The following is a 22,031-nucleotide window of genomic DNA, read 5'->3' as shown; positions in this document are numbered from 1 at the left end:
TGCACATGCAAACTGAAATAATAGCGCAATTAGTCTTAATTCTTCCGGAGCTTTTAATCGCATTAGGAGCTGTCGTGCTACTTATGATTGGTGTTTATTCCAATACACGTGCTTCTTTAACAGTGACAGGTTTAGCCATGGCACTTCTTGTGGCAACCATTATTATTCTTATAGTTTTTCCGAAAAATGGTTCATTTCAAACCAATGCGCTCGTTATCGATTCCTTTAGTCGTTATATGAAAATTTTAATGCTTATTGGCGCACTCTTTTCTCTTATTATGTCTGTTGGTTTTGCCAATGCACAAAAGTTTAATATATTTGAATTTCCAGTGCTTGTTCTTTTAGCAACCCTTGGAATGATGTTTATGATTTCAGCGGGTAATATGCTGTCGCTTTATATGGGGTTAGAACTGCAATCTTTAGCTTTATATGTTTTAGCAGCGATTAATCGTAATAATGTAAAATCTTCTGAAGCCGGTATAAAATACTTTGTTTTAGGAGCATTATCTTCAGGATTGCTGCTTTATGGTATTTCTTTACTTTATGGTTTTACCGGTCAAATTGGTTTTCACGAAATTGCTCTTGCTTTAAAAGGTAAGAATTTACAATTGGGTGTTATTTTTGGAATTGTTTTTATTTTAGCTGGTTTGGCTTTCAAAATTTCTGCTGTTCCATTCCACATGTGGACACCTGATGTTTATGAAGGAGCGCCAACACCGATTACAGCATTTTTTGCTGGTGCTCCTAAAGTTGCTGCAATGGCTTTAATCATCCGTATTATTGTGGTGACCTTTATTCCCCTAGGGCGTGTTGATAATGTGATGCCTGCATGGCAACAAATTTTGATCTTTATGGCGATTGCATCAATGATACTGGGTGCTTTTGCTGCAATTGGTCAAAATAATATTAAGCGCTTAATGGCTTATTCGTCGATCAGTCATATGGGCTATGCACTTGTTGGTTTATCTGCTGGAGATATGCTAGGAGTAAAAAGTGTTATTCTTTATATGACGATTTATCTTGGAATGACGATTGGTTCATTTGCCTTTATTCTTGGAATGCGCTCTCAGAATGGCAATGTTGAAAATATTTATGATCTTTCAGGGTTAGCAAAGACGAATCCTTTTATGGCTGTTGTGATGACAATACAGCTTTTTTCTTTAGCAAGCATACCTCCTATGGCTGGTTTTTTTGGAAAGTGGTATACATTTTCTGCGGCTGTCCACGCTGGACTTACTCCACTTGCTGTCGTGGGGATGATAGCGTCTGTCGTTGGGGCTTTTTACTATTTGAGAGTCATTAAAATTATGTGGTTTGATGATGCAAAAGCGCATTTTGTTGCTTTATCGAATGAGCTTCAGTTTTGTCTTAGTCTTTCTGTATTCTTTATTTTATTTTACGCGCTTTTTGGAGTTTGGTTCGCTGAGCTAGCAGAAAAAGCAGCAACAGCATTGTTTTAATGAATATGGTTTATACTTTATCAGATTTTGCACAAAAACAGGGATATACTGTTGAAGCGTACGATAGTGTTGATTCAACAAATCTCATTGCGCAACGAAAAGCGAAAACTGGTCATCAAGGTAATCTTTGGATTGTTGCACAAGAACAATCACAGGGAAGAGCAAGAAGAGGGAGGACTTGGTCTAGTCCAAAAGGGAACCTTTATTCTAGTCTTTTATTAATTGATGATATTGTTCATCAAACTGCGGCTCAACTTGGCTTTGTTGCTGGAGTAAGTGTGGCAGAGGCAATAAAACAATTGATAAAAGAGGAAAAGCAGACAAACAATATTGTGAGCTTAAAATGGCCAAACGATATTTTGCTCAAAGGAGAAAAAAGCTCTGGAGTTTTGCTTGAGATTTTAAAATTGTCATCACAACAATATGCCTTGGTTATTGGTATTGGAATAAATGTGAAATATAATTATGAAGATGCACCTTATTCCACTTCAAGCTTAAAGAATATCGGTTTGCATATTGATGCAGAACAATTATTTACGGTTTTGACGGAGTGTTTTTCTAAAAATTACCTTCTTTGGAAACAACCAAAAGGATGTGAAATAATCCGAAAAAAATGGCTTTTATATTCCGCTCACCTTGGAAAACATGTCAAAGTGGTGAATGATGAAAAAGTCATTGAGGGTATTTTTGATGGTCTTGATAGTGATTTTAACTGCATCATAAAGCAAAAAGACGGTCAGACAGCCATTATAACAGCTGGAGATGTTCATTTTGGTTCCGCTGATTCTATTAATGCAGGTCGTTATTGAAAAATTATTTTACCATCAGATACCTTAATGATTTGGGAGATGTTTATGGTTGCAGCCAATAAGAATGAATTTGTTTTTTTACCTCTGGGAGGTGTAGGTGAGATAGGGATGAATTTAGCTGCTTACGGATTTGGTCCCCAAAGTCTTCGTGAATGGCTGCTGGTTGATATGGGGGTTAGTTTTGCTGGTTCTGAATTACCAGGTGTCGATCTTGTTTTGCCTGATATTCGTTTCCTAGAAAGTGAAAAACATAATATACGGGGTCTTGTTTTAACACATGCACATGAAGATCATTATGGGGCCGTTCTTGATTTATGTCCAAAGTTACAAGTGCCAATTTACTGTACGCCTTTTACGGCAGGGTTATTGGAAACTAAAAAACAATTAGATTTTGAATCTCAAAAAATTTTACTCAATATTTTTCAAGCTGGTGATTGTTTTCAGGTAGGTTCCTTTGCTGTAGAGGCTATAGCCGTTAACCATTCAATACCAGAATCTGTATCTTTAGCAATTACAACCTCTTTGGGGACTGTGATTCATACTGGTGATTGGAAAATTGATCATACCCCTTCACTCGGGGCTGTAACCGATGAAAAAAGATTTCGTGCTTTAGGCAAAAAAGGTGTTTTAGCATTACTTTGTGATTCCACAAATGCATGTCGGGATGGTATATCTCCATCAGAGCAGCAAGTTCAAGCCAGTCTTTCTGAGATTATTTCCAAAGCTGAAGGGCGCGTTGCGATAGCAACTTTTTCTTCTAATATTGGTCGGATACGTTCTATTGCTCTTGCAGCTGAAGCTGCTGGACGTAAGGTGCTTGTCATTGGGCGTTCCCTTAAGCGAAGTATTATGGTTGCACAAGAGCTTGGTTATATGAATGGTTTAGCGCCATTTGTAACGGAAGATGATTATGGCTATATCTCGCGAAAAGATCTTGTTTTAATTGTCACTGGGAGCCAAGGTGAGCCATGTGCAGCTTTGGCTAAACTGTCACGTGATGGAATGAAAAATATTGCACTTTCCGCTGGTGATACCGTTATTTATTCATCACGAAGTATTCCAGGAAACGAAAAAGCGATTATTGAGGTACAAAATCGTTTCATTGATTTGGGTATTGAAATTATTACGAATGAAGATGCGCTTGTTCATGTTTCAGGTCATCCACGTCGTTCAGAACTTTTACAGATGTATGATTGGATAAAGCCACAAATACTTGTCCCTGTACATGGGGAAGCAATGCATCTTAAGGCTCAGGCAACTTTAGCACGTCAAGCAGGTATTAAAACTGTTACGGATATCAGAAATGGACATATTTTACGCCTTGCACCAAAGCCTGTAGAAGTTATTGATCAAGTTCCTGTTGGCCGCATCTATAAGGATGGTTGCTTAATTGGAGATGAAGATGAATTAGGGATTCGTGAGCGCCGCAAACTAAGTTATGCTGGTCATGTTACTATTTCTCTCCATATAAATAGTAAGCATGAATTATTAGGGGATATAGGTCTAACAATATTAGGGTTACCTGAAAGTAATGGAAAGGGGAAAAGTTTAAAAGATATTCTTTTAGATATCGTAGAAAATACAGTTTATAATATCCCACGCATGAAACAGAAAAATAATGAACTTATTCGAGAGGCAACACGACGTGCAGTGAGAGCGGCTGTTCATGAAATTTGGCAAAAAAAACCTATCTGTACAGTTTTTTTACATCGGTCAAAATAAAGAACTTTCATATTACGTTATTTAAAAAGAGAAGAGCATTTTTATTTTATTGCTAAATAAGAAAAATAGAGAATAAAGCACAATAAATTTTAAAATGATAAGATCGTTATATTTGCAAGTATTCAGAATGCGGCTATAGATGAATAGAGGGTGTGATAAATTGTTCCGATATGATAGATCTGATTAGGAGTTAATTATTTCAATGCGTCTTTCTCAATATTTCCTTCCACTTTTAAAAGAGAATCCTAAAGAAGCAGAAATTGTTTCTCATCGCTTCATGTTGCGCGCTGGAATGATTCGACAACAAACATCAGGGATTTATTCTTGGCTTCCTTTGGGAAAAAAAGTGCTTGATAAAGTTTGTAAAATTATTCGTGAAGAGCAAGAACGTGCGGGTGCAATAGAAATATTGATGCCTACAATTCAGTCTGCTGATCTTTGGCGTGAAAGCGGTCGTTATGATGATTATGGTTTGGAAATGCTCCGCATTAAAGATCGTCAAAAGCGTGATTTACTTTATGGTCCAACCAATGAAGAGATGGTAACAGATATTTTTCGCTCTTATGTTCGTTCTTATAAAGATCTTCCGCTGAATTTATATCATATTCAATGGAAATTTCGTGATGAAATTCGTCCACGTTTTGGTGTGATGCGAGCACGAGAATTTTTAATGAAAGATGCTTATTCTTTTGATCTTGATTATGAAGGCTCTAAAACATCTTATAATCGTATGTTTGTTGCTTATTTACGCACTTTTTCTCGCCTGGGATTAAAAGCAATTCCTATGCGTGCAGATACAGGTCCAATAGGGGGGGAACTCAGTCATGAATTTATCATTTTGGCTGAAACAGGAGAGAGTGCTATCTTCTGTGATAAACAATTTCTTGAACTTACCGTTCCAGATAGTTCAATCGATTTTAGTGATAAAGCTGTTTTAGATGATATTGTTAAGCAATGGACATCTTTTTATGCAGCAACGGAAGAAATGCATAATGAAGAGGAGTGGGCTAAAGTTTCTGATCATAATCGTCTTTCAGCGCGTGGTATTGAAGTAGGTCATATTTTCCACTTTGGTACTAAATATTCTGCTCCAATGGGAGCAAAAGTTATGGGACAAGATGGAAAAGAGCATGTGGTCTCTATGGGATCTTATGGTATTGGGCCTTCGCGTCTTGTTGCGGCCGCTATTGAAGCTTCTCATGATGAAAATGGTATTATTTGGCCAAAGTCGATGGCACCGTTTGATTTTGGGATTATCAATATGAAACCCGATGATGAAAAATGCACACAGGCATGTGAGTTTCTCTATCAGGGATTAAAGGAGGTTGGTTTTGATCCGTTATTAGATGATAGAAATGAACGTCCTGGATCAAAATTTGCAACAATGGATTTGATTGGTTTGCCAACGCAAGTCATTGTTGGCCCTAACAGCATTGCACAAAATGAAGTTGAAATTAAAGATCGAAAAACAGGAATAAAAAAATCTCTAAAGGTTGAAGATGTGCTCAGCCAACTTTCTATAATTTAATAGGAAATGTTATGAAGAGGCTGAAAAACAAATGCTTTTCATCTTATGAGTGGATGATCGCTTTTCGTTATATGATTCCCAATAAAAAACATGTCGTTGCATCTGTTATTTCAATTATTTCTCTTATTGGGATTATGTTGGGCGTATTTGCTCTGGTTGTTGTTATGGCGGTGATGAATGGCTTTCGTACAGAACTTCTCAATCGTATTCTTGGTATGAATGGGCATCTTATTATTCAAACAGTTGATTCTGGTTTTTCTGATTATAAGACTCTTATTTCTTCTTTAGAAACTACAAATGGTGTGAAGTTTGCTTTACCTGTTATTGAAGGTCAAGCGCTTGTTCAAGGTGAAGTTCAAGGTGGCTCTGGCGCGTTAGTTCGTGGTATGCGCAAACAAGATCTAGAAAAGCTTAAAACAGTCTCTCAAAACATTAAATTAGGATCGATTTCTCGGTTTGATCAAGAAGAAGGTGTTGCAATTGGAAGTGGCTTAGCAGAAAAATTAGGACTGACAGTTGGAAGAGATATTCGTATTATTACTCCAGATGGTGATGAGACTCCTTTTGGCGTTACCCCACGTGTGAAAGCTTATAAAGTCGTTGCTATTTTTGAAGTTGGTATGTCTGAATATGATTCAATATTTATCTTTATGCCTCTCCATGAAGCACAAATGTTTTTTAATTTGGGAGATAAGGTTCAGTCTTTGGAATTATTTCTAAATGATCCTGATGCTGTTGATCAAATAAAACCTGTTGTAGAAAAAGCAGTTGAACAACAGGTCTATTTAATTGATTGGCGTACACGCAATCAGGCTTTTTTTTCAGCCTTACAGATTGAACGAAATGTTATGTTTTTCATTCTTTCTCTGATCGTTCTTGTTGCTGCTTTAAATATTATTTCAGGGCTGATTATGCTTGTAAAAGATAAAAGTCATGATATTGCAATTTTACGCACGATGGGGGCTCAACAGAGTGCAATTTTGCGTATATTTATCATTACAGGAATGATGATTGGTTTTATTGGAACTATATTGGGTTTAGTTTTAGGTGTTATCGCGACCGCGAATATTAATCATATCCAAGATTTTATATCTTGGTTATTTAATGTCGATGTTTTTAATCCTCAACTTTATTTTTTAACAAAATTGCCTGCACAAATTGAGTGGAAACAGACCATCTTGGTTGCTATGATGGCTTTATTCTTGTCGTTTCTTGCTGCTCTCATTCCGGCATGGCGTGCTGCTAAGCTAGACCCCGTACAAGCTTTGAGGTATGAATAATGACAGCTATTTTAGAGCTTGTAGAGATTGAAAGACACTTTTTCGAGAGCCATAAGCCGCTCATTGTTTTAGATAAAGCGAATTTTATTCTTAATCGTGGAGAGCTTGTCGCACTTGTTGCACCATCTGGTGCTGGAAAATCAACACTTCTTCATATTGCTGGATTATTAGAAAAACCAACAGCTGGTGATGTGATGTTACGGGGTGTTTCTTGTGCAAAGCGCTCTGATAGTGAGCGAACAGCTATAAGACGGAATGATATTGGTTTTGTTTATCAATTTCATCATTTACTTCCAGAGTTTACGGCGTTAGAAAATGTCATGATACCGCAAATGATAGCAGGATTAAAAAAATCTATAGCAGAAGATCGTGCGCGCAAATTATTGACGTATCTGCGTGTTTCTCATCGTGCGAACCATCGTCCCTCAGAGTTATCGGGAGGAGAACAACAACGTGTTGCTATTGCACGTGCAGTAGCAAATGGCCCTTCGGTTCTTTTGGCTGATGAACCTACAGGAAATCTTGATCCAGTAACTTCAGCTTATGTCTTTCAAGCTTTATCTATCCTTGTTCGTCAGTCTGGTCTTTCTGCTCTTATTGCAACACATAATTACGCTTTGGCTAAGCAAATGCATCGTCGAATTACACTTAAAGAACAAAAGATTATAGAACTTCCTTAAAGCAAGGTACAAATTTTATACGACTAATTGAATAGTTTATATTACTTTATTCAAGGAGATTTTTTATGACAGTTTTTGTCGTTGACAAAAATCAATTAGATGCTCGTCGTCGTCGATTGATTTTTCGTGCATGGCATCGCGGTATTCGTGAAATGGATCTCATTTTTGGACATTATGTCGATGCTCATATTACTGGGATGAATGATAGAACGCTCTCTGAGCTTGAGTATATTATGTCTTTTGATGATCGTGATTTACTGACATGGATTACTGGAGAAATTTTGCCCCCCTCTGAGGTTGATAGTCCACTTTTTCGTGATATTGCCAATTATCGTACTTGCTTAAGTTATTAATCCAGATGCCTATATTTAAAAAAATTGTTATTCCCAAAAATAATTCTGTTCGTATGATTTTAGATGGCGTTACTGATGGATTTGAAGCCTTTGCGCTTGCTAAATTAAGTTCAGAAATTGCACAAGGTAAACCGCTCCTCTATGTTGTCCGTGACGGAACAAAAATTGTGCATTTACAACAAGTTTTAAATTTTATTGAGCCCAATTTACCCGTACTTCAATTTCCTGCATGGGATTGTTTGCCGTATGATCGTGTGTCACCAGGAATTGCTGTTATGGCTCGTCGACTATCAGCATTGGCACACATAGCAAATTTACGTAAAGATCCACATCCTGCAATTATATTAACAACAGCAAATGCGATTATGCAAAAGCTACCTCCTCGTGAAATGATAGAAGCTCAGCTTATTCACGCACGTGTTGGCCAGCGCAATAACATGGGAAATCTTATTCAATTTCTAGAAACCAATGGTTTTGAACGCGTTACGGTTGTCCGTGATGTTGGTGAGTTTGCTGTAAGAGGAGGAATACTTGATATCTTTTCTCCGATGGATGTTGAACCTTTACGTCTTGATTTTTTTGGAGATACCCTAGAAAGTATCCGCGTATTTGATCCAGAAAGTCAAAGGACAACAGGCCAAAAAACTGAACTTTTATTACAGGCAATGAGTGAGGTTGTTCTTACACCAGAACGCATCAGTCGTTTTAAAAGCAATTATACCCGTACATTTGGTGTATCACAAAAAAATAACATGCTTTATGAAGCAATTTCTCAAGGTCGGCGTTTTGCCGGTATGGAACATTGGCTTCCATTTTTTTATGAAAACCTTGATAGCTTTTTTGACCATTGTGGCAACTTACCGATAGTTTTTGAGCATCTCATAGAAGAAGTCTTCATTGAGCGCTATCGTCTTATTGAAGACTATTATAATGCGCGCAAAGAGCGCGAAAGTGATGAAAAAAATTCTACTTCTTATCATCCAATAGATCCTAGTCTTTTTTATTTAACGCCAGAGCGTGTTTTGGAAGGTGCGCAACAATCTTCGCAGCGTATTGATTTTTCGCCTTTTAATGTTCCACAAAGTTTGGAACAAACTGTTATTCACACCAATGTTAAACAAGGATATGATTTTGTAAAAGAGCGTAATGCGCAGGAAAAAAATGTTTTTTCAAGTGTTATTGATCATATCGCATCTTTACGCACTGCTGGTAAAAAAGTGCTTTTAGCGTGTTGGAGTGAAGGATCTCTCAATCGTTTGCTACAAGTTCTCGACGAGCATGGATTGAAAAAAATAGATGTTGTAAAATCCTTGCAAACTGTCAAAGCAACCCCACGAGATCGCATATTAGCAGCTGTTATCATGATAGAACATGGTTTTGAGGCTGAAGATTTGGCTATTATAGCAGAGCAAGATATCCTTGGCGATCGTTTTATAAGATCACCAAAGCGGCGTAAGAATAATACAAATTTTATTTCTGAAATTTCTGCTTTAAATTCTGGTGATATTATTGTGCATATCGACCACGGTATTGGCCAATTTGTTGGTCTTAAAACCATCAGAACCACTGGAATTTTACGAGATTGCCTTGAAATTAGATATGCTGGAGGTGATTTACTCTTTTTACCTGTTGAAAATATTGAGCTTCTCTCACGTTATGGCTCAGAAGGAACAGAGGTAACTTTAGATAAATTAGGAGGTGTTGCTTGGCAAGCACGTAAAGCTCGGCTTAAAAAACATTTATTGGAAATGGCAGGGCAATTAATCCGTATAGCTGCAGAGCGTATGACTCGTGCTGCGCCTGCTTTACTTCCACCAATTGGACCATTTGATGAGTTTGTTGCTTGCTTTCCCTATGAAGAAACGGAAGATCAAATGAATGCAATTGATGCTGTTTTGGACGATCTAGCCTCAGGTAAGCCGATGGATCGCTTGATATGCGGTGATGTTGGTTTTGGAAAAACTGAAGTAGCTATTCGAAGTGCTTTTGTTGCAGCATTAAATGGATATCAGGTTGCTGTTGTTGTACCGACAACTTTGCTTTCACGTCAACATTACAAAACATTTATTTCGCGTTTTCAAGGATTACCGGTTAAAATTGGACATGCTTCGAGGCTTGTAAAAGCGAAAGAACTTGCACGAGTAAAAAAAGGTGTTTCAGATGGTACAATCGATATTGTCATTGGAACCCATGCATTATTAAGTGGTGCAGTTAATTTTTTACGGTTAGGCCTTCTTATCATTGATGAGGAACAGCATTTTGGTGTCAAACACAAAGAGCGTTTAAAAGAGCTTAAAAGTGATATTCATGTTCTCACACTTTCAGCAACTCCCATACCACGCACTTTAGGGTTAGCTTTATCGGGTGTACGTGAACTTTCATTGATAACAACCCCTCCCATTGATAGAATGGCGGTTCGTACTTTTATTTCACCCTTTGATGCACTTGTTATACGAGAGACCCTGCTTCGAGAATATTATCGTGGTGGACAAAGTTTCTATGTTTGTCCTCGTATTTCTGATCTGGCTTTTGTAGAAGAATATCTCAAAACACATGTGCCAGAACTGAAATTCGTTGTGGCTCATGGACAAATGCCGGCTGGACAACTTGATGATATCATGAATGCATTTTATGATGGACAATATGATGTGCTGCTATCAACAACCATTATTGAATCAGGTCTTGATATTCCAACAGCCAATACCCTAATTGTGCATCGTGCTGAGATGTTTGGTCTTTCTGCCCTTTATCAGTTACGTGGTAGGGTAGGACGTTCAAAACAACGTGCGTATGCTCTCTTTACATTTCCTGCTGGTAAAGTTTTAACAACTGCTGCTGATCGTCGTCTTAAAGTGTTACAATCTCTTGACACCTTAGGGGCCGGTTTTCAATTGGCAAGCCATGACATGGATATCCGCGGTTCAGGAAATTTTTTAGGTGAAGAGCAATCGGGGCATATCAAAGAAGTTGGATTTGAACTCTATCAAAAAATGCTTGAAGAAGCTGTTGCTGAATTAAAAGATGGAGAGCTAAATGAAGATAAGCAATGGTCACCTCAAATTTCTCTTGGTACAACAGTGATGATACCAGAAAGTTTCGTGCCTGACTTATCATTACGTATGGGACTTTATCGTCGTTTAACACAACTTGATGGTTTAGAACAAATTGATGAATTTGCAGCGGAGTTAATTGATCGCTTTGGTCCTTTGCCCCTTGAGGTTCAACATCTTCTTAAAGTCTTTCATATTAAAACATTGTGTCGAAAAGCACATGTAGAAAAATTAGATGTTGGACCAAAGGGGATTGTCATACAGTTTCGTAATAACTATTTTGCAAATAGTGTTGCTCTTGTTCAGTGGGTGGGAAAACAAGGTTCAATGGCAAAAATTCGACCAGATCAAAGTATTGCTCTTATTCGTGATTGGTCCTCAGCGGATGAAAGGCTTGTTGGAGCAGCGAATATTATGACACAGCTTGTCGAAATGGCAGAACAACATTCTGTTTAAAAAATTTCTTTATTGTTTCAGAACTGTTACTCATTTTTATAAAATCATTCTATAAAAACAAACAGTTATTGATTTTGTATAAGAATAAAATTTAAGTTTATAATAAAGAACCCTTTATATATTTATTTGGTTTTTATTATATACGTATTGATATAATTAAGAAAATAGATTAGACGGTTGGACCGCATTAAATAGCACTTTCAATATAATAAGCTAATAAGCTCCTGTAAATTTTTTAGAAAGAATTTAGGTAAAGATAGCATGCTTTCTTCATTACAAAAGTGTCTAACTATCGTTTTTTTATTACTCACTTTAATACATGGCGTAAAAAACGCTTATGCTGAGTTATCTTCTGATGAACAATACCAACATTTAAAAAACAAAAGAAAGAATATTAAAGAGAGCATACAATTTATTGAAGAAAGTATATCTCATTTGGATATTTGGGAAAAAAATATTTCTAAAGCAGAATACTATGAGCGTTTACAGGAACGGAATAAGTTATATAAAAAACTGAAAACTCTGAAGGATGAATATTATAATCTTGGTTCGAAATTACAGGATCTAGCTGAAAAAAAACAAAAAATTATCTCTAGAATACATATAGCGAGAGAGTATGAAGTAGGGGAGTATGAAGAAAAGTTGATTAAAGCAAAAGACTATTTAAAAAAAACTCAAACGTTTAATGAATGGGGAATGAATGAGAAAAGTGGAGGTGATGATGAGATAATGAAAAATTATCTCATGTTTATTATTGCTTGCAATACGTTAGCGGATATATTGCAAAGTGATATAGGTGCTATTTTGCGCAAAGATTTTGATTGGAAAGATAAAGATTTTAGTTGGGCTAAAGGCGCAAATAATTCAATAAGTCCTAGTTTAGTCAGGGATATTAAAGAATTACTAACAGATGGCTCTTATAGTTATGAAAAACAAATATTTGACGATATAAAAAATAGTCTTACAGAAGATAATTGGTTTGTAAAAAGTGCACCTAAGCTTTGTAATACCATTAAAGAAGTACATAATATAATGCTTCCAAACAAGAAAAAGAATATTATAGATCGTATGCGTTTTCATGTTGAAGAATTATTCAATTAAAAATTATTTATTTGATTTATGTTGAATTATATTCAAAATAGAAAAATACTTAATTTTTCGTAACATTATAGTTTAGAAAATTCATAAAAAATAATGCTATGAGAATATCCAATTAAAAATTTACTTATACAAATACAGAGAAATTAAGATAATATACTAAATAATAGTTAAAATATATTTTAATTTTTTGTTTTTAATTATTATTTATAATAAAGTAATCTTATACACATAATATATTATCTGTTATTCTTATCATATAAGACTTAATATATATATATATTAAATAATAAACTCATATATTTTTTTATGTTTTCTTTTTATGCATAATTTTTTGTGCTTGTAGTTTTTTATTTTTATCTGATTAATTATTTTAATGACGATACATCTCATATCATAAATCTTGTTTCATTAATACGATAAGAGAGATTTTTTATAGCTCTAAGTTTTGTTATATAGGAAAACAAAATGATATTTTGAATTCATTTTTTCTTAAAACTTAAATCATTAACGATTTATATCTTTGATGTTGTGAAAGCTGAAAAGAATTTATCATTTTAGAAGCTTCTTTTATTTGAGAAATAACTTAAAATAAATTTATAAAAGCTACATTTTTTATTCACGTTATAAAGCTGAGAGATGATATTTGTACAGAGATGCAATAATAGATGTATAATATATGAGCATAAATTTATTATGGCTTTAGGCACGTGAGATGATTCATAGGGGGGGTCCTTTGTTCAGTAGTTTTATCTATAAAACTAACTCCGCTTGTGATGTACAAGTGGATAAATTTTATTGATTCAATATAAGAGAGGTTTGCGCTATTAAGATCTTTCATACAATATAGAAATAGAAAAAAGATAAATTATTATTATAAATTAATATGTTATTATATTTTAAGAAAGTTTATTATAAATAAAATATTTTCAGCAGTTATAGATTTTCTCTCTAAGAAAATGTGTTGTTTAATTAAGAAAAAAGCACTTCTTTAGTAACGTATTTTTAAACTAAACTTTTTATTTAAACGCTATAGAATATAAAATTTTTATTACAAAAGCGTATCACCATTGTTTTGTAAACAAGGGCAGAAAATTGTTCATTAGCAAAAAGTTCTCTTACAATTATGCAGAAATTTTAGACAATCAGTGGTTTTAATTCATTAAATGTTTCAATAATATCGTAGATGATTTTGTTTTTATGTATCACACGAGGCACATAAGGAAAACAGTAAAATTTATCTGATATTTTGGAGCTTCATGCATTGCAACAACCTGTTGCTAAGGCTCTATAAGCTTAACATGAAGAGTAATAAATGTAAAAAGTTTAATTAGTAAGTTTTTTAGAGTAGTATTAGACTTTATTTTAATTAATATTGCAATATTGATTCGTTTGTGTAATCTTAGTTTAAATGCACAGAGGTATTTTATAGATAGATTATATCAAATACCAATGTGATGAAGAGGGGAATTATATGGGTGTATAAAAATAGAATGGCTCATCGTATTTTTTCTCTAAATTTGACTTTTTTTTTTATATTGAAGTAAAAATAGTAAAATTAATTGTTATTTCATTATAATTTAATAAATTTAAGTTGGAATTACATTTAATATTTTTTTTAAAGTTACTTAAGAGCGCGTTGAAAGGATTAACTTAATCATGTCGCATAAAAATGTTTATTCTGCTGTTTCAGTATTAGTTGGAGCCGCTGCCCTTTTTCTTATAGCTGGTATTTCTGCAAATGCGCAAACTTTATCACAAGGTTGGTACAAAGTTTGCAGTAAGCAGCATGATGTTGATATTTGTAATACAATGAATACTGTATTATCGAATACGGGACAACCTTTAACGGCTTTTAATCTTGTTGAAATAAAAGGGAAGCAAAATGAAAAACGTATAGGTATTCAAGTACCTACTGGGCGTTTTTTGCCAGAAGGTGTTCACATTAAAATCGGTGACGAGTTCTCTAAAAAAATTCCTTATATTATTTGTAATGGACCAAGTTGTATTGCTAATGATGTCTTAGATGATAAGCTTATAGCAGCTATGAAAAGTGGAACAAAAATGGTTGTAACCACAGTTAATTTTCGTGGTTCAGCTAATCCTATTGAATTTTCTCTTAATGGGTTTACAGCAGCCTATACCGGTCCTGGTATGGAGGAAAAAGATTTCCAACAAGAACAAATAAAGCTGCAGCAAGCCATTCAATCAAAGCAAAAAGAAATTGAAGAGCGTATGCGGGCTGAGCAAGAAAAAGCAAAACAAAAGTAATAAACCCACACTATAGAATTGGTTGAAACGTTTTCTATAATTGTTTATTTGAACCGCCACAGTTTTCTGTGGCGGTTTTTTTAATCCTTAATTTTTCGAAAGAATTCTGCGTTTCCACCAACCAATACGTTCAGTTTTGGAAGAATCATTAGGCGTTGATGAAATAACAACGGATTGATTAATTGTTTCTTCAATTTGGGAAGGAGAGGTTTCTACAACTTCCTCCATCTCGATTACAGTTTCTTGCTCTAATATTTTTTGTATTTGCGTCTCTTTAGAAGATGATTTTTTACGTGTTCCACGTGTTGATTTTTTACTCTTTTCAAGAGCTTTATCTTCTACCTCATGAATAGATTTGTCTGCTTTTTTTGTTTTAGCTTTACGCATCGAACTGGTTGTAGGTTTTTCTTCAAGAGATTTTTGTTCTGCAACATTTTGATCATTCTCTAAAGAAAGCTGATTTTCTACTACTTTTGAAGAACGTGTTTTACGTTTTTTAGGTTTAATACTTGTATCAATTTTTTCAGATTCACCCTGTTGTTGTATATCTAGAGCTTGTGTATTATTTGTTGTTTCTTCAAGTTCAAAAGATTTAGTAGGCGAAATACGACGTTTGCGATGCGCTGCTTTAATTTCTGCCAAAGCTTTCTTAGCAAAATCTCCCACTGGTTCTGCGTAAGGAACGCGAATCTGATGAAAACTATTATCTTGATTGCGTCGACCACCACGACGTCCTCGACGACGTCCTCGACGATAAGAATCATCATTCAAAGTATCTTCTTTTTTATGAACGTTGGAGAGAGAATGATCAGTAATTTCACCGTGACGATTTTTGCGCCTACGCTTTTGGTTTGTTTCAATGGGAGAAGGATTTTCAATAGATTCACTCTTTATGAAAACAGAATCTTCAATTTCTTGCTCATTGGCATCTTCCAATGAAGATCGAGAAATGCTCTCTGCTATTGAGCCTTTAGAAATAACAAGATGTTGCGTTCCAATACTATCATCTGCTTCAATACTAATATTAAGCTTAAAACGAGCTTCTAAATTAACAAGAATGTTGCGTTTATGATTTAATACATAAAGCGCTGTTGCTACGGGTGTGCGCACGATAATATTATATTGCGAATTATGAAGAAGATATTCTTCAATTGAGCGCATGACATGTAACGCAATGGATGATTCAGAACGTATATTTCCTGTTCCTGCGCAATGCGGGCAGGGCTGTGTTGTACTTTCTAAAACCGATATGCGAATACGTTGACGACTCATTTCTAAAAGGCCGAAGTGTGAAATATGACCTACTTGAATACGAGCACGATCGTTTTTTAAACAATCTTTTAATTTTTTTTCGACCAGCTTCACATTGCGTTCTTCAAGCATATCAATAAAATCAATCACAATTAAACCAGCAAGGTCACGCAAGCGTAATTGCCGCGCTACTTCTTCAGCAGCTTCAAGGTTAGTTTGTAAGGCTGTCTTTTCGACAGAGAATTCTTTCGTGGAGCGGCCAGAATTTACGTCAATAGCAACAAGTGCTTCTGTTTGATTAATAACAAGATAACCACCAGATTTTAAAGAAACTTGTGGTTGCAACATTTTATCAAGTTGAATTTCAATATTATTTCTTGCGAAAATGGGGGTAGGATCACGGTAAGGTTGCACAACTTTTGCATGACTTGGCATGAGCATACGCATAAAGTCTTTCGCTTCACGATATCCTTGGTCTCCAGAAACAAGAATTTCACTAATGTTCTTATTGTAAAGATCTCGTATAGAACGCTTGATGAGATTGCTTTCTTCATGGACAAGGCATGGCGCCGTTGACTCGAGTGTCAAAGTGCGAATAGTATCCCATAACCGCATAAGATATTCATAATCACGTTTAATTTCAGCTTTTGTTCTATTGGCACCAGCAGTTCGTAAGATAACGCCCATACCTTTTGGAACAGCTAATTCTTTTACGATTTCTTTAAGACGCTTACGGTCTTGTACGTTCGTAATTTTTCGTGAAATGCCACCACCACGTGCTGTGTTGGGCATTAGAACAGAGTAACGACCTGCTAGAGATAAATATGTTGTAAGGGCAGCACCTTTATTACCACGCTCTTCTTTGATAACTTGTACCAACAAAATTTGACGTCGTTTAATGACTTCTTGAATTTTATACTGGCGCCCTTGTTTTCTTTGATAAATTGGGAGCTCTTCACGGATGTCCTCAGCACCGACCATTTCGATCTCATCATCAGAGATATCGGCATTTAATGCTTCTTCTGTATTATCAATTATTGTCGCTTCAGATGTGATGTCACTTTCAATATCGGCTGCAATGACATTGTTTTTTCCATTTTTTTTTGTTCTTCTGGAGCGTTTTTTATTTTTAGTTGCTTCTTCCGTAAAGGTATCTACAGAATTTTCTCCTATAGCTGCTTTTTCCTCTTCTTCAAGAAGAGCAAGTCGATCAGCAATAGGAATTTGATAATAATCAGGATGAATTTCAGAAAATGTTAAAAAACCATGTCGGTTTCCACCATATTCAACAAAAGCTGCTTGGAGAGACGGTTCTACACGCGTAATCCGTGCGAGATAAATATTCCCCTTGAGCTGTTTTCTATGTTCTGATTCAAAATCAAGTTCTTCAATTTTGTTGCCGTGAACAACAACAACACGAGTTTCCTCCGGATGGGAGGCATCTATAAGCATTTTGTTTGACATAAGTTAATATCCTGAAGGCGACATGCACAATTTTATTCAAACGAACGCTATAACTATTCGTAAACATAAAAGGCTGTCTGCCATAAAAGGGAGGTACCAGAAAAACAGGACGGAACACCACGTGCAGAGGCATGACTGCATTTACACCATTTCCCATCATTATTTCCATCTGTTTTTTATGACTCATATTTCTTAAAAGTCTCCGGTAAAATAATCTTTAAAACAGTTCGGATATCCGAACCAACGAATCTTAAGTAATGCAATCCTAATATTATAACATAGAAATTTTTCATCCATAAAAAAGTCTCAACGCATAATAGGCAAAAAACCTCTAAAGACAACTTAATATGAGTTACAGATAATTTAGATGACTATTATCAGCTAGGAAGCATAAATATTCTTTTATGTTGATATCATGCGTTTGGCAAGTAACAATGTAAATCATGTATAATTATAATATCTTTATGACCTTAATTTCGTTTTTGGGTGTTTATTTAGCTTTTATTGAAAAATAGAGAATAAATTGGTGTATCATTTTATATAACCAAGATAAATTATTACAAAGGTAATGTAGAGTATTTTGCTTATGATAAGAGTTTTTTTTACCAAAAAGCTGAAAACAGCTTATGGGGATGTTATTGTGCTCGTCACATACTTTTTATTATCTTTTTTTCTACTCCAAACCAGTGTTCAAGCCGCAGATCCTCTGAGACTTATTAATTTTCGAACCATTGGTGATAGTGTTCATACGCGTATTATTGCGGTTTTTAATTCAAAACCAAATGTTCGTTTACAGATTTTGGACAGGCCAGCACGTTTGGTTATCAATTTACCTACAATTGACTTTTCGATGCAAAATACGCCTTTAAAGAAACGGAATACATTATCCGTTATGCTTTCAGATGTACGTTATGCTTTCTCTGATATACAGACTTCACGCATTATTTTGACAAGTAAAACGGCTTTTGTGGTTGAAAAAAATGTCGTAAAAAAATTAAATAATGGTTTATGGCAGTTGCTGATTGATATTCGTAAAAGTACACAAGAAAAATTTGATGAGACATTAAAAAAACAGCAAAGAAGCAATTTTGATACACAAACACAGTTAATGCCAGCATATAATTTCCGTGTTGTTCTTGATCCTGGTCATGGTGGTATTGATGGTGGTGCACGGGGTGTTACTGGAATTTTAGAAAAAGATGTGACTTTAGACTTTGCGCGTGCATTGCGAGACGAATTACAAAAGGATTCTCATATTACCGTTGCTTTAACACGAGATTCCAATATTTTTTTAAGACTAAGTGAAAGAGTTAAAAAAGCGCAAGAGTTTGATGCTGATCTTTTTATATCTATTCACGCGGATACGATTGATTTACATTCTCTTCGCGGTGCTACAGTGTATACCATATCAGAAAAAGCCTCTGATGCCATTGCAAAATCTTTAGCTGAAAATGAAAATAAAGTTGATTTGCTTGATGGTTTGCCTGCAGATGAAACGCTCGAAGTTACAGATATTTTGATGGATCTTACACGACGTGAAACACATACATTTTCGGTTAATTTTGCAAATAGTGTTATTTCAAGTTTATCAAAGAATCATATTAACTTGATTAATAACCCACATCGGTATGCTAATTTTCAAGTTTTAAGAGCTTCAGATATACCCTCAGTCTTGATAGAGATAGGTTATTTATCCAATAAAGAGGATGAAAAGTTACTAAATGATCCTCATTGGAGAAAACAAATGGCAGCCTCTATTGCTCATTCTATTCGTCAATTTGCTGATTATAGGCAGAAAATGATACAGCCTCTTTAAATTTGTGAGAAAATAGAGTATCAGTATGGGCTTCTAGTGTACCCTAGTATAAATAAAAGATAGAAAACAATTTCTCTTGATCTCAATCTTGTGGTGATATCCACTTGGTGTGTTTGAAGTAACGTATTTTTTCTTTAATTAATTCTTAAGAAAGCGATAGCCGTTTTTATGATAATTTTTTTAAGATATCTTCTTCGTTTTTTTATTGCTATTGGACTTTGTGGTGCAATAACGTGGGGTGTTATGACCAGTGGTCAAGCAAATGCACTCCCTGATTATGAAGTTCTTTCACTTTATGAGCCGCCGGTAATGACCCGCGTCCATGCTTCTGATGGCCGTCTTATGGCAGAGTTTGCAACAAAACATCGCCTCTATTTACCGATTCAATCAATACCAAAGCTTGTTATAAATGCTTTTATTTCGGCTGAAGACAAAAACTTTTATCATCATTTTGGTTTAGATCCTGAAGGACTTTCTCGAGCTTTGATCAATAATATTCGTAATATTGGTTCTGGAAGACGTCCAGAGGGTGCATCAACTATAACGCAACAAGTCGCTAAAAACTTCCTTTTAAGTTCAGAAACAACGTTAGAACGTAAATTTAAGGAAGCTATTTTAGCAATGCGTATTGAGAAAACTTATTCAAAAGATCATATTCTCGAACTTTATCTCAATGAAATTTATCTGGGTCGTGGCACTTATGGTATAGCAGCTGCTTCTTTGACTTATTTCAATAAATCCGTCAATGACCTGACGCTAGAACAATGTGCTTATTTGGCTGCTCTTCCAAAAGGACCAGCAAATTATGATCCATTTAAGAATACACAACGTGCTATTGATCGGCGTAATTGGGTTATAGACCGGATGATTGCAAATGGATATGTAACGCGTGAACAAGGTGAAAAAGCAAAAGCTAAACCTTTAGGAGCGACAATACGTGGGAGTGATAGCTATGTTTTTGCGGCTGATTATTTTACTGAAGAAGTACGGCGTCGTTTAATACATCGCTATGGGGCTAAAACACTTTATGAAGGTGGGCTTTCCATTCGTACAACGCTTGATCCGCATTTACAACTTATTGCGCGACGTGCTTTGCACGATGGATTAATTAGATTTGATCATGCGCAAGGATGGCGTGGAGCTTATGCGCATATTGATGAGAAAAGTGATTGGGGGACAGAACTTGCAAATATCACAGGGCTAAGTGATGTTCCTGAATGGCGTTTAGCTGTTGTTCTTTCTACTAATCCCAACAAAGTAGAGATTGGTTTACAGCCACAGCGCGAAGCTTCAGGTATATTATCAAAAAAACGGGAAATTGCTGTTTTATCTGAAGCTGATTCAAAATGGGCACTCCATGTTGTAAAAGAAAATGGTTATCAAAAAACTGTTCAGAGCTTATCTCATGTTCTGCAAGTTGGGGATGTCATTTTTGTTGAAAAACTACCCAATACAAACAATACTTATCGTTTACAACAAATTCCAAAGGTTGAAGGTGCAATTGTTGCTATGGAACCTCATACAGGGCGCGTTCTTGCTATGGTGGGAGGATTTTCTTTTGCCGCATCTGAATTCAATCGTGCAACCCAAGCTTATCGCCAACCGGGGTCTGCTTTTAAGCCTTTTGTTTATGCAGCAGCTCTTGATAACGGATATACACCAGCATCCGTTGTTTTAGATGGCCCCATTGAAGTTCGTCAATATAATGGTGAAGTTTGGCAACCCAAAAATTATGGAGGTACCTTTGCAGGACCTTCAACGTTGCGTTATGGTATTGAGCGTTCTCGTAATCTTATGACAATACGGCTTGCCAATGATATGGGAATGCCTCTTGTCGCTGAATATGCAGAACGCTTTGGGATCGTAGATAAATTGCAGCCTTATCTTCCCATGGCTTTAGGGGCTGGCGAAACAACAGTATTACGAATGGTTACAGCTTATTCAGTTATTGCCAATGGGGGACGCTCTATTAAACCTTCTCTGATAGACAGAATTCAAGATCGTTATGGGAAGACAATTTATCGTCATGATGATCGTATTTGCGAAAATTGTAATACGCATTCATGGAATAATCAAAGTGAGCCCACATTGATTGATGAAAGAGATCAAGTTCTTGACCCTATGACGGCTTATCAGATTACATCGATGATGGAAGGGGTTGTTCAGCGTGGTACTGCGGCACGTTTACGTTATCTTAATCGACATATTGCTGCTAAAACAGGAACAACCAATGACTCTAAGGATGTCTGGTTTATGGGATTTACTCCTGATATTGTCGTTGGTATTTTTGTCGGTTATGATCAACCAGCTCCGTTAGGATATAATGGAACAGGAAGTTCATTAGCTGCGCCTATTTTTGGTGATTTTATGGCAGATGCTCTTAAAGGGAAGCCAGATGTTCCCTTTAAGATGCCAAAGGGCATGATTTTAATGCCAATTAATCGAAAAACAGGAATGCTTGCCGAAAGAGGAGATCAAGATGTTATTATAGAAGCATTTAAACCAGGGACTGGTCCTGCTGATATATATCAAGTTATTGGGAGTACAAATTCTTTTCAAGAAGGTGTTCCTGCAGTAACGACTTCTCCACAAGTCAACAAAGCACTTGAAAGTGGGACAGGTGGGCTGTATTAATCGAAAAAATCTCCTTTTGCCATGAGTCATGGTTTTTATCTCTTTTTTACAATGTCTGTTCTGTAAATAGAGTGATAGAATTGTACCATTTTCTGATAGCAGCTATTAAATTTGTATAAAATGCTAAGAGACACAACCAAAAAGAGTTTTTAAAAATAC

At 35.6% G+C, this 22,031-nt stretch carries 13 protein-coding genes; 12 read left to right on the top strand and 1 reads right to left on the bottom strand.

Annotation, left to right across the window (positions count from 1 at the left end; genetic code table 11):
- Positions 1–5: 5 nt before the first annotated feature.
- The 10 genes from nuoN (at position 6) to ACFIJZ_RS04330 (ending at position 14,707) form a co-directional block, all read left to right on the top strand.
- Positions 6–1,460: an NADH-quinone oxidoreductase subunit NuoN gene (gene nuoN / locus ACFIJZ_RS04375; protein WP_375631154.1), complete on the top strand. Its 1,455-nt coding sequence runs from the start codon at positions 6–8 to the stop codon at positions 1,458–1,460.
- Positions 1,460–2,269, top strand: coding sequence for a biotin--[acetyl-CoA-carboxylase] ligase (locus ACFIJZ_RS04370; protein ID WP_375631153.1), 810 nt, complete (start codon positions 1,460–1,462; stop codon positions 2,267–2,269). Before nuoN ends, ACFIJZ_RS04370 begins: the two co-directional genes overlap by 1 nt.
- A gap of 45 nt (positions 2,270–2,314) precedes the next feature.
- On the top strand, positions 2,315–3,991 hold the full coding sequence (locus ACFIJZ_RS04365; protein ID WP_273791272.1) for a ribonuclease J: 1,677 nt from the start codon (positions 2,315–2,317) through the stop codon (positions 3,989–3,991).
- 202 nt (positions 3,992–4,193) lie between these two features.
- The gene (proS, locus tag ACFIJZ_RS04360) at positions 4,194–5,519 is read left to right on the top strand and encodes a proline--tRNA ligase (RefSeq protein ID WP_375631152.1); all 1,326 of its coding nucleotides are present in this window, start codon (positions 4,194–4,196) and stop codon (positions 5,517–5,519) included.
- Positions 5,520–5,530: 11 nt separating this feature from the next.
- Positions 5,531–6,799, top strand: a complete 1,269-nt coding sequence (locus ACFIJZ_RS04355; protein WP_273791270.1) for a lipoprotein-releasing ABC transporter permease subunit — start codon at positions 5,531–5,533, stop codon at positions 6,797–6,799.
- Complete coding sequence (locus ACFIJZ_RS04350) at positions 6,799–7,479, top strand: ABC transporter ATP-binding protein (protein ID WP_273791269.1); 681 nt, start codon at positions 6,799–6,801, stop codon at positions 7,477–7,479. The genes ACFIJZ_RS04355 and ACFIJZ_RS04350 overlap by 1 nt, the downstream gene beginning before the upstream one ends.
- Before the next feature lie 65 nt (positions 7,480–7,544).
- Positions 7,545–7,832 carry a succinate dehydrogenase assembly factor 2 gene (locus tag ACFIJZ_RS04345; RefSeq protein WP_273791268.1) on the top strand — a complete coding sequence of 96 codons (288 nt, stop codon included), beginning with the start codon at positions 7,545–7,547 and terminating at the stop codon, positions 7,830–7,832.
- Between the two features lie 5 nt (positions 7,833–7,837).
- Positions 7,838–11,338: a transcription-repair coupling factor gene (mfd, locus tag ACFIJZ_RS04340; RefSeq protein WP_375631151.1), complete on the top strand. Its 3,501-nt coding sequence runs from the start codon at positions 7,838–7,840 to the stop codon at positions 11,336–11,338.
- 261 nt (positions 11,339–11,599) lie between these two features.
- Positions 11,600–12,439 (top strand): hypothetical protein, encoded by an 840-nt coding sequence (locus tag ACFIJZ_RS04335; protein WP_375631150.1) that lies wholly within the window; start codon positions 11,600–11,602, stop codon positions 12,437–12,439.
- A 1,656-nt stretch (positions 12,440–14,095) separates the two neighbouring features.
- Positions 14,096–14,707, top strand: a complete 612-nt coding sequence (locus tag ACFIJZ_RS04330) for an invasion associated locus B family protein (RefSeq protein ID WP_273791265.1) — start codon at positions 14,096–14,098, stop codon at positions 14,705–14,707.
- An 87-nt stretch (positions 14,708–14,794) separates the two neighbouring features.
- On the opposite strand, the gene ACFIJZ_RS04325 is transcribed toward ACFIJZ_RS04330, so the two are convergent.
- Positions 14,795–17,422 carry an Rne/Rng family ribonuclease gene (locus ACFIJZ_RS04325; RefSeq protein WP_375631149.1) on the bottom strand — a complete coding sequence of 876 codons (2,628 nt, stop codon included), beginning with the start codon at positions 17,420–17,422 and terminating at the stop codon, positions 14,795–14,797.
- Between the two features lie 586 nt (positions 17,423–18,008).
- Here ACFIJZ_RS04325 and ACFIJZ_RS04320 point away from each other — a divergent pair.
- Both ACFIJZ_RS04320 and ACFIJZ_RS04315 read left to right on the top strand, forming a co-directional pair.
- Entirely contained in the window at positions 18,009–19,238 is a 1,230-nt protein-coding gene (locus ACFIJZ_RS04320) for an N-acetylmuramoyl-L-alanine amidase (protein ID WP_273791263.1), read from the top strand.
- A 168-nt stretch (positions 19,239–19,406) separates the two neighbouring features.
- A complete protein-coding gene (locus tag ACFIJZ_RS04315; RefSeq protein ID WP_375631148.1) occupies positions 19,407–21,872 on the top strand; it encodes a penicillin-binding protein 1A in 2,466 nt (821 codons plus the stop codon).
- The last annotated feature ends 159 nt before the right edge of the window (positions 21,873–22,031 follow it).

Source organism: Bartonella sp. CL70QHWL (genome assembly GCF_042194855.1).
Lineage (GTDB): Bacteria > Pseudomonadota > Alphaproteobacteria > Rhizobiales > Rhizobiaceae > Bartonella.
Note: the sequence above shows the minus strand (reverse complement) of the source record. Positions and strands in the feature narration are given on the sequence as shown.

Coding starts and splice junctions, on each gene's coding strand:
- nuoN (WP_375631154.1), top strand. CDS start 6: ATGCAAACTGAAATAATAGCGCAATTAGTCTTAATTCTTCCGGAGCTT.
- ACFIJZ_RS04370 (WP_375631153.1), top strand. CDS start 1,460: ATGAATATGGTTTATACTTTATCAGATTTTGCACAAAAACAGGGATAT.
- ACFIJZ_RS04365 (WP_273791272.1), top strand. CDS start 2,315: ATGGTTGCAGCCAATAAGAATGAATTTGTTTTTTTACCTCTGGGAGGT.
- proS (WP_375631152.1), top strand. CDS start 4,194: ATGCGTCTTTCTCAATATTTCCTTCCACTTTTAAAAGAGAATCCTAAA.
- ACFIJZ_RS04355 (WP_273791270.1), top strand. CDS start 5,531: ATGAAGAGGCTGAAAAACAAATGCTTTTCATCTTATGAGTGGATGATC.
- ACFIJZ_RS04350 (WP_273791269.1), top strand. CDS start 6,799: ATGACAGCTATTTTAGAGCTTGTAGAGATTGAAAGACACTTTTTCGAG.
- ACFIJZ_RS04345 (WP_273791268.1), top strand. CDS start 7,545: ATGACAGTTTTTGTCGTTGACAAAAATCAATTAGATGCTCGTCGTCGT.
- mfd (WP_375631151.1), top strand. CDS start 7,838: ATGCCTATATTTAAAAAAATTGTTATTCCCAAAAATAATTCTGTTCGT.
- ACFIJZ_RS04335 (WP_375631150.1), top strand. CDS start 11,600: ATGCTTTCTTCATTACAAAAGTGTCTAACTATCGTTTTTTTATTACTC.
- ACFIJZ_RS04330 (WP_273791265.1), top strand. CDS start 14,096: ATGTCGCATAAAAATGTTTATTCTGCTGTTTCAGTATTAGTTGGAGCC.
- ACFIJZ_RS04325 (WP_375631149.1), bottom strand. CDS start 17,422: ATGTCAAACAAAATGCTTATAGATGCCTCCCATCCGGAGGAAACTCGT.
- ACFIJZ_RS04320 (WP_273791263.1), top strand. CDS start 18,009: ATGATAAGAGTTTTTTTTACCAAAAAGCTGAAAACAGCTTATGGGGAT.
- ACFIJZ_RS04315 (WP_375631148.1), top strand. CDS start 19,407: ATGATAATTTTTTTAAGATATCTTCTTCGTTTTTTTATTGCTATTGGA.